Origin of the sequence: Streptomyces sp. AM8-1-1 (assembly GCF_032229325.1) — a bacterium.
GTDB classification, from domain to species: domain Bacteria; phylum Actinomycetota; class Actinomycetes; order Streptomycetales; family Streptomycetaceae; genus Streptomyces; species Streptomyces achmelvichensis.
The window spans coordinates 7921725-7930319 of record NZ_CP135086.1 but is presented as its reverse complement, the minus strand read 5'-3'; the positions used below and the strand labels follow the sequence as shown (position 1 = coordinate 7930319).

Here is an 8595-nt window from a genome sequence, read left to right as displayed (position 1 = left end):
GGGCGGGCCGGACGGGAGGGGTACGGGCCGGGCGACTACCGGCCCAGTACCGCATCGGCGAGGAACGCGAAGACCTCCGCGTCCGTGCCGGCGTCGAAGAGATAGAAGTGCCCGCCGGGGAAGATGCGCTGCTCGAACCCGGCGGCGGTGTGGTCGCCCCAGCCTTCGATGGTCTCCAGCGGAGCGCGGACGTCCGTCTCGCCGACCATCACGGTGATGGGGCTCTGCAGCAGCGGGCCCACCGTCATGGCGTGCTGCTCCCACAGGGCGAAGTCGGCGAGCACGGTCGGGATGAGGGCGTCCATGGCGTCCTCGTCCACGGCCACCTCCTCGTCGAAGCCGCCGAGGCGCATGACCTCGGCACGGAACTTCTCCTCCGACAGGTTGTGGATCTTGGGGCGGAGCGCGGCCGCGGCGGGTGAGGGCTGCGCGGACAGGAACAGGCGGTCCGGGCGGGGGCCGCCCCGGGCCTGGAGGAGCTGGGCCACCTCGTACGCCAGCAGGGCACCGCAGGAGTGGCCGAAGAAGGAGAACGAGCCGGTCAGGAGCGGGCCGAGAGCCTCCGTCACGTCCCGGACCAGCGGGCCGACCTCGGTGGCCGGGTCCTCCAGAATGCGGTTCTGACGGCCGGGCAGCTGCACGGCCACCACCTCGATGTCGGCGGGCAGGGCGGGCACCCAGTCGGCGAACGCGCTCGCGCCGCCGCCGGCGTGCGGGAAGCAGAACAGCCGGTGCCGGCTGCCGGGGCGGCGCGCGCGCCAGATGAACGGGCTCTCGAGAACCAGGCCGGAGCGCTGGCGTATGTGTGTCGTCATGACCCCTCGACAGAATCGGGAAAACGTCCGGCGAAATGCACGGACGGGAAAGCGGAATTCGCCGTTCAAACGATTTCCGTGGTGCCGTGCGTGCCGCAGGGGCACGGTGCACAGGAATGGCTTCCCGATGTTATGTGTGAGAGTCCGGAGAGGCAAGGAACATCCCCACGCCGGCACGGGGCCGCTTTCGCGCCTACCCCGTTTCCTGACCTGTGGGAATGCAGCATGTGTCCGATTCCCGGAGAATTTCGGTAGTGGTCGCCGATGCTTTTCCGAGTCCGGTCCGAGTTGTTTTCGAGTGTCTTTCGAGCCGCTTTCGAGCGGAGGCGGTCGTATGGGGGACACACGGGGCGGGAACGGCGCGAGGGCCGTCCGGGCGGGTGCCCGGACGGCCCCAGCGGTCGCCCTGTGGTGGCCGTCCGCAGCCGCGATGTGCGGCGGCCGCTCGGACCGTTCTTCCGGTCCGGATGACGACCGGTCAGAGGCCGGGCCGGGCGAGGGGGGCGCGCTCGGCGCGATGGACCACGATGTCACCGCTGCTGGTGCGGACACGGACGTCGACGCTCGCGCCGCTCTCCCCCGTCCCGTCGGCGGTGTCCAGCATCCGGTGGATCGTGCCGGCCTGCGCGTCGGCGTCGAGCCAGGCGGCGGTGCCCTCGGGGATGCCCACCTGGATGTTGCCGACCCGGGTGCGCAGGTCGACCCGGCCGTGGGCCTCGTCGATGCAGATGTCCCCGGTCGCGCAGGTGGCGGTGACGGCGGCGCGGGCGATGCCGATGGAAACGGTGCCCTCGCCGGTCTTCAGCTGCGCCTCGCCGGTGATCTCGTCCAGCTGGGTGAGACCGTCGGAGTTCTTGATCACGGCGGTACCGACGACGGCACCGATCCGCAGTTCGCCGGTGCCGGTGGCGATCTCGGCGTCCCCGGTGCGGACCACAGTGATGTCGCCGTTGTGGGTGCGCAGTTGCACCGCGCCGGCCTGCTCGATGCGGATGTCGCCGTCCTGGACCGTCACACCGCACTCCCCCATCGCCCCCGCGCTGGTGACGGAGCCACGCGCGGCGGTCGCGTTGAGCCGGGAGCCCTGCGGGAGTGCGATCTCCACCCGCACCCCGCCCGGAGCGCCGTTCAGCACCCGCCCCTTGGGCGTCTTGACCAGCAGCTTGCCGCCCGTGCAGCCCACCCGGGTCTGCTGCGCCGCCTGCACATCGGCCTCGGCGGCAGAGGCCGGGTGGACCTCCACCACCGTGTCGGTGCGCTGCGAGGCGATGATCCGGACGGTGCCGGACTCCAGGTGGACGGTGGCGGTGATCGGCTTCGGGGTCTCGAAGGTAGGCATGCTTTCCCATCCTCAGTCTGATTTCTCGCCCCCGCCGTTGGGACGGGTGCGCTGGGCCGGTCGGTGTGTGTCGGCAGGTGGGCAGCGGGGGGTGACCGGCTGTCAGGTGGTCGACAACCGTGGCCGCTGATGGGTGGTGGGGGTCAGAAGGCGCCGAGCCCGCCACAGACGTTGAGCGCCTGGGCGGTGATCGACGCGGCGCTGTCCGTGGTCAGATAGCCGACCAGCCCCGCGACTTCCTGCGGGGTGGCGTAACGGCCGAGCGGGATACGGGCCTCGAACTGCTGCTGGACGAACTCCTCCGTCGTCTCCCACGCCGCGGCGTAGCCCTGGCGGACCCGCTCGGCCATCGGGGTCTCGACGTAGCCGGGGCAGACCGCGTTGACGGTGATGCCGTGCGGGGCGAGCTCCTTGCCCAAGGCCTTGGTGAAGCCGACGACGCCGTGTTTGGAGGCGGAGTACGGGGCGCCGAGCAGGACGCCCTGTTTGCCGGCGGTGGAGGCGATGTTGATGATCCGCCCGTGCCCCGTGCCCGTCATGCCGCCGTTCCTGAGGACTTCACTGGTCACCAGGAAGACACCGTTGAGGTTGGTGTCGACGACGTCGTACCAGAGTTCGTCGGCGAGGTCGGCCGTCGGGCCGCCGCCGCTGCGGCCGGCATTGTTGACGAGGATCCCGAGCGGGCCGAACGCGGCCGCGGCGGCCACCAGTTCGGAGACCGACTGTCGCGAGCGGACGTCGGCGCCGGTGCCGTGGGCGTCGATGCCTTCGCCGCGCAGGTCCTCGACCGCCCGGTCGACCTGCTCTCCGGTGCGCGCGCAGATGAAGACGCGGTGGCCGCGGCGGCCCAGGTCGCGGGCGACGCTCAGGCCGATGCCGCCCGTCGCGCCGGTGATCAGGGCGGTGGTCCGCGCCGTTGCCGTCATGGGGTGAGCCTCCACGAGCCCGTCGGAGTGGGGGTCGGTGCTCCGGCAACGTAGCTGGCGGAGCAGGACCGTTCGCGATTCCTGAGGCAGGCGTGGGCCGGTCCTCGACCACCTCTCGAGCCGGGCACCTCCGGGGGTGCGGCCGCAGGGCGGTGCGACACCGTCAGTACGCCCGGCGGGCGGTGCGAGGCCCGCGGTACGGGCGTCCTCAAGGCGTGCGGGCACGGGGCTGGTGCCCGGGGAGGGGGCGGTGCGGGCGCCTCATCCGGTTCTCGAGTCGCGTCCGAGCCGTCGTCATTTCAATGACAAGGGACGCAAGAGCGCGTCCCGGGACTGCGGTGGGGGCGGATCCCCTCGCCGCGGCTGACAGGGGGAGTCGGAGTTGCTGATCAGACTCATAGGTCTCGTCACCATCGAGCACGAGGGTCTTGCCCCGCTGCACGTGTCCGGCGGCCAGGCGCAGACGGTACTGGCGCGGCTGGTTCTGGAACGGGAGTCGGGCACCGTGCGCGAGAATCTCGCCGACACCCTGTGGCCCGAGGGCCTGCCCGACACCTGGGCCTCGGCGCTGCGGGGCGTGGTCAGCCGGGTGCGTGCGCATCTGGCGAACCCGCTGCAGCGTCCGGGCGAAACGCCACTGGTGTCGCAGAGCGGCCGCTACCTGCTGCGGCTGCCTGAGGGTGCGGCCGTCGACGTGGAGGCCGCCGAACGGGCGGTCGTACAGGCGGAGGCGGCGCTGGCGGACGGCGGGCATGCGACGGCGCAGCAGCTCTCGGCGGGCGCCGTCGCCCAGTTGCGCGGCTCGTTCCTGCCCGCCCAGGAGGGCGAATGGGCGGGCGGAGTGCGCGAGCGACTGGAGGATCTGCGGCTGCGCGCACTGGAGTTGGCGAGCCTGTCGGCCGCAGGGCTGGGCGAGGAGCATCCCGCGCTGCGTTACGCCGAGGAGGCGGTGCGCCATGCGCCGCTGCGGGAGAGCGCCCACCGCTGCCGGATGACGGCACACGCCGCCGCCGGCAACCGGGCTGACGCCCTGCGCGCCTACCACCGGCTGCGAGAGGTCCTGGCCGAAGAACTGGGCATAGACCCGGCGGCCGAAACGCAGGCCGCCTACCTGGAGTTACTGCGCTCCGGCCGGCCCGCCGTGCCGCGGCGACGGCCCGCGGCCTGCCGGACAGGCGGCACGGTGCTGGACCCGGTCCTGCTGGGCGCGTTCGAGGCACTGCCCCGCCCGTCGGGCAGCCCGCCCCGGCGGGTGGGCTGACACCCCCGCCCGTCCGCGCGGAGGGACGGGCGCACTCGTCGCGGGCACATCCGCGCCGTGCGGCCGGCGGCCACGGACCAGCTGCGCCCGTCCGGCGCCTCCTCACCCCGTCCGCCGGGGGGCAGGGCGGTCGCCGGTGGCCGGGGAGCGTGTTGCGCCGCTGTTGCGCGCCGCACGGTTTCGTTGACTCCCGACAGCCGGCTACGGGAGTGGGGGACGGACATGACGACGGTGCCCGGCAGGCCGGTGCGCCGCGGCCACACCGCGGAGCACCCTCCCGGGGCCGGTGACACCTTCCACCGGTTGCTCCTGGGCGAGACGATGGTGAGCTCGGGCGGCTACTGGGAGGACGGCGAGGACCTGGTCGAGACGCTGGACGAGGCACAGGAACGCAAGCTCGACCGGCTCGTCGAACTCGCCGGCGCCACCGGAGCCCGCCGGGTTCTCGACCTCGGCTGCGGCTGGGGCACCCTGCTCAACAGGCTCACCGTCGTGCACGGTGTCGAACACGCCGTGGGCCTGACGCACAGCCGTATCCAGCAGCGGTTCGTCACCGGCTTCGGCAACCCTCGTATCTCGGCCCGCGTCGAGGACTGGCAGGACCACGTCCCGGGCGGCCCCTACGACGCGGCGTTCGGCATCAACACTCTCGAACAGGTGGTTCCGGCCGGGTCGGCACGAGACGAACGCGCGGCCCACTACCGGGCGTTCTTCACTTCGGTGGGCACGGCGCTGCGGCCCGGGGCGCGGCTGGTCCTGCACATCCTCACCGCACACGTGCCACGGGCGCACGGCCGCCGGCCGGTGGTGGATCTCGCGTTCCTGCGCCGTGCCGGATCCCCCTTTCCCACCGGCCACATCCCCCGCCTTCACGAGGTGGTGCGGGGCGCCGCCGGATCGTTCGACGTCCTCGAGGTCGTGGACGAGCACGCGTCGTACGCGCGGGCCTGCCGGGCCTGGCTCCAGCGTCTGGCCCGCTGCCGGGACGTGGCCGTGGTCCTGGGGGGCGAGGACGCGGTGGCCCGCTACGAACGGGGGCTGGGCATCCTCGCGAATGCGCTGGAGGACCGGATCCTCAGCAACGTCCGCATCACCGCGGCCCGCCGCTGACACCCGGGCGCCCGATGCCGGAGAGGGACGGGGGCGGTCCGCGGGGGCGGCCGCTCAGCAGCGGGGTGGGACGCCGAGCGTGTGCTGCTGGAGGGGGTGCGGTCAGCGTAGGGGCGGTGCGCTGCCGCGGCGGACGGGCCCGACCGGTCGCCGAGCGCGGCTCGGCCTCTCCCGACCGGTGGCGGGTCATCGGCCCCAGGAGTCGTCCGCCGTCAGGTCGTCACCGCGGGGCGGAGGTGTGCACAGGCGACAGGCCCTCCTCCACCCGGACGGTCCCGCTCGGCGCGGTGTGCCGGTCCGGTGCGGCCGCCCGTTGGCCGGCGGCGGCGTACACGGCCAGGAAGGTGGCCAGGCCCCGCGTCCCGGGGCGGGCGGACAGGGCGGACAGGGCAGTGAGGGGCACGCTGTGGCGCAGCCGTGCGCACAGGGCAGCGTGTGTACGCAGGGCAGCGGCGGTCACCGCTCCCGCGTCGCGGTCCGCCGGGCCGGTGCCGGACATCCGCAGGGCCTCCGTCCGGGCCAGGGCGAGGAGTCGGGCCGTGCGTTGCTGCGTCGTCGCCTCGGGCATACCCCCAGGGTCGCGCCCGGCACTCGAGGCCTTCTCGACTCCCGGTCGTGCGCCCGCCCGCCAAAGACCCCCGGGCGGACGGGTGGTGGCGGGTCAGGTGCGGTCGCGAGTGGCGGTGTGGAGGCTGCGGGCGAGCCGGACGGTGTCGCCGGTGTCGCCGGTCAGGACCACGACCCGGGGCCGTGCCCCGTGCCTGGTGGCCAGCCGGGCGGTCTCGCAGGCGATGGTTCCCTGCCCGGACAGGGCGCCCAGGACGAGGGGGCCGCCGGCCCGGGTCCGTGCGGCGAGCGCGGGCGCCCAGGCGGCCGGTCCGCCGGACGCGGTGGCCAGCAGGACGAGTTCCTCGGGTCCGGGGTAGGCGTGCGCGAGCCGGTCGTGGAACACCTCCGGCCTGCCCGGCGCCTGTAGCAGGGCAACGGTGCCCGCACCGGGGTGCCGGGCGCGCCGGAGCACCGTCAGCGCCGGCCCGGCGGCGGGGATGTGCGTACTGCTGCCGGTTCCCACCGGCAGAGCGCCGGATGGAGGGCCGACGGCGGGAAGCAGCTGGAGGACCTGGGCGACGGTGGTGGACTCCCCCGCCCGGTGCGGGAGTTCGCGGAGCAGCAAGCGGGTGTTCCGGGCGAGGGCCTCGGCGGCGAGTGGTGCCCGGCTGTAGGAGGCGGTCATCACCAGGCGCCGTGCTGTGTCGTGGTGTGCGGTCAGCGCGAGCGGGAAACCGCGGTGGCCGGCCGGCGGCGGTACGGGCTCCACCCGGATTCCCAGGGCGGCGAGTTCGCTCTCCAGCGTGGCCCCGAGCGGCGGGTGGGTCTCGAACGCGAGGAGGCTCCCGGGCGCCGGCGGCTGCCCGGTCCATGCGTGGATCTGGCCCGCCGACACCCATTCGTACCCGGCCATGTCCAGTGCGCGGTCGCGCAGTTCGGCCAGCAGCGCGGGCACGGTGGCCCGCGGGTCGACCCGCACCGACAGCGGCTGCGGGCCGCTCAGCGCGCCGGGCAGGCGATCCACCCCCTCCAGGCCGATGCCGCGGCCCGAGACGGTGGTGCTGAACCGTACCGGCGCCGCGCCCGCCTCTCCGCCCGACCGGTACAGCAGCAGCGCCCACACGGCCTGCAGCACCGTGCTCTCGGTGACTCCCCAGAGGCCGGCCCAGGCAGCCAGCGCCCTGCTTTCACTCGGGGTGAGCCCGAAGCGAACACAGCCGCAGGCGTCCCACGCCTCCCCTCCGACCGCGCTCACCTCCCCGGCGGGCACGTCCGCTTCCGCCGCCTGCGTGTTCAGCCCGACGGAGGGTGACTGCGTCCTCAGCCCGACGGCAGGCCGACCGGTGGACCCCTCGGCCTCGGCCGCCGGTTCGATGGCATCGCCGGTGAACCTGCTTGCACCGGCCGCAGGTTGTGGGGCGTAGGTGATGAACTCCTGCCCGCCCACGGGACCATCGTCGCCGGGCAGGCTGCGGGTGAAGAAGTCGTTCGCGGGAGTGGTGTCCTGACCGGTGAGCCAGCGCAGGTAGTCCCCCATGTCGGGGCGGCGCTGCCCGCCCGGCAGGCGGCCGTCGGCGAGGTAGGCCCGGCAGATCTCGCGCAGCAGCAGGCGCACACTGAACGCGTCGAGCAGGGCGTCATGGTACGTGAGGAGCAGCCGGCTGGGTCCGACGGCGGGCGGACTCGCCTGCGCGTCCAGGACGGTGATGCGCAGTGGTCCGGGACGACGCGGATCCAGGCCGCGGCGGCGGTCGCGTTCGAGGAGTGCGGGCCAGGCGGCGGGGGTGCAGGGCAGACGCTGCACCTCGGTATCGACATGGTCGTGGATCAGGGTGGCGGGGTCGGGGCCGTCGTCGAAGGCGGTGCGCAGCACGCTCTCGCGGGCCACGACGGACTGCCAGGCGGACGTGAACCGTTCGGGATCCAGCGGCCCGTGCCAGTCCCAGGCGAGCTGCCCCACCTGACGTCCGGTGCCGGGGTGGGCATCGGCGTCGGCGAGCAGTTCCCGCTGGAGCGGCGTCGAGGCGACACTGCGGGCCGGCCGCACGCCGACCGTGCCGGGGCGGGTGAGCAGATCGGCCAGCAGACCGAGCGGGAAGTCACCGGGTGCGGCGCCCGCACCGGCGGTGAAACGCAGGCTGTGGTGCTCCGGGCCGTGGGCGGTGAGTACCGGGCACCAGACCGCGGCGGCCGGATCGCGCAGCGCGATGCCGTCCAGGGCGTCCTGGACACGGGCGCCGTCCATCGCGCCGTACAGCTCCAGGGCGGGCAGCCCGGGGGCGGGGGCCGGGCCGAAGTCCACGACGACGGCCGTCGGTTCGTTCCGCGTTCCGCGTGCGAAGGGGCTGCTGCTCATCGTCTCTTCGGGGACGCGCCGGAGAAGACCCCGCCCTCCTCCCTGGGCGACAGCGCTGAACGAGTATGTGCGGACCCGCCGACACAGCCCTGACACCGGGCCGACACGGCACTCGTGCCCCGGACCGACCCGATCGGCAGAAGCGGACGCGAACGGGTGAGGTGCACGAGGGGCTGTGTCCGGACGCGGCGCGGGCCGGGTCCGTCGGGAGCGCTTTCCGCCGGCCGAGTCGGCCGGCA

At 73.9% G+C, this 8595-nt stretch carries 7 protein-coding genes; 2 read left to right on the top strand and 5 right to left on the bottom strand.

From position 1 onward, the window contains the following. Positions 1 to 35: 35 nt before the first annotated feature. The 3 genes from RPQ07_RS35395 to RPQ07_RS35385 all read right to left on the bottom strand — a co-directional run bounded on the left by RPQ07_RS35395 (position 36) and on the right by RPQ07_RS35385 (position 3080). Entirely contained in the window at positions 36 to 815 is a 780-nt protein-coding gene (locus RPQ07_RS35395) for a thioesterase II family protein (RefSeq protein WP_313948356.1), read from the bottom strand. A gap of 478 nt (positions 816 to 1293) precedes the next feature. Continuing rightward, a complete protein-coding gene (locus RPQ07_RS35390; RefSeq protein ID WP_313948355.1) occupies positions 1294 to 2154 on the bottom strand; it encodes a DUF4097 family beta strand repeat-containing protein in 861 nt (286 codons plus the stop codon). A gap of 143 nt (positions 2155 to 2297) precedes the next feature. Next, positions 2298 to 3080: an SDR family NAD(P)-dependent oxidoreductase gene (locus RPQ07_RS35385; RefSeq protein ID WP_313948354.1), complete on the bottom strand. Its 783-nt coding sequence runs from the start codon at positions 3078 to 3080 to the stop codon at positions 2298 to 2300. 382 nt (positions 3081 to 3462) lie between these two features. Here RPQ07_RS35385 and RPQ07_RS35380 point away from each other — a divergent pair, with 382 nt between their 5' ends. Beyond that, complete coding sequence (locus RPQ07_RS35380) at positions 3463 to 4341, top strand: AfsR/SARP family transcriptional regulator (RefSeq protein ID WP_313948353.1); 879 nt, start codon at positions 3463 to 3465, stop codon at positions 4339 to 4341. Between the two features lie 222 nt (positions 4342 to 4563). Beyond that, entirely contained in the window at positions 4564 to 5451 is an 888-nt protein-coding gene (locus tag RPQ07_RS35375; RefSeq protein WP_313948352.1) for an SAM-dependent methyltransferase, read from the top strand. A 220-nt stretch (positions 5452 to 5671) separates the two neighbouring features. Here RPQ07_RS35375 and RPQ07_RS35370 read toward each other — a convergent pair whose 3' ends face one another. After that, positions 5672 to 6019 carry a hypothetical protein gene (locus tag RPQ07_RS35370; RefSeq protein ID WP_313948351.1) on the bottom strand — a complete coding sequence of 116 codons (348 nt, stop codon included), beginning with the start codon at positions 6017 to 6019 and terminating at the stop codon, positions 5672 to 5674. A 93-nt stretch (positions 6020 to 6112) separates the two neighbouring features. Beyond that, on the bottom strand, positions 6113 to 8356 hold the full coding sequence (locus RPQ07_RS35365) for a condensation domain-containing protein (RefSeq protein WP_313948350.1): 2244 nt from the start codon (positions 8354 to 8356) through the stop codon (positions 6113 to 6115). Positions 8357 to 8595: the final 239 nt, after the last annotated feature.

Excerpts from the sequence above, each read along its gene's own strand:
- RPQ07_RS35385 (WP_313948354.1), bottom strand. The coding sequence starts at position 3,080 with ATGACGGCAACGGCGCGGACCACCGCCCTGATCACCGGCGCGACGGGC.
- RPQ07_RS35375 (WP_313948352.1), top strand. The coding sequence starts at position 4,564 with ATGACGACGGTGCCCGGCAGGCCGGTGCGCCGCGGCCACACCGCGGAG.
- RPQ07_RS35365 (WP_313948350.1), bottom strand. The coding sequence starts at position 8,356 with ATGAGCAGCAGCCCCTTCGCACGCGGAACGCGGAACGAACCGACGGCC.
- RPQ07_RS35390 (WP_313948355.1), bottom strand. The coding sequence starts at position 2,154 with ATGCCTACCTTCGAGACCCCGAAGCCGATCACCGCCACCGTCCACCTG.
- RPQ07_RS35370 (WP_313948351.1), bottom strand. The coding sequence starts at position 6,019 with ATGCCCGAGGCGACGACGCAGCAACGCACGGCCCGACTCCTCGCCCTG.
- RPQ07_RS35395 (WP_313948356.1), bottom strand. The coding sequence starts at position 815 with ATGACGACACACATACGCCAGCGCTCCGGCCTGGTTCTCGAGAGCCCG.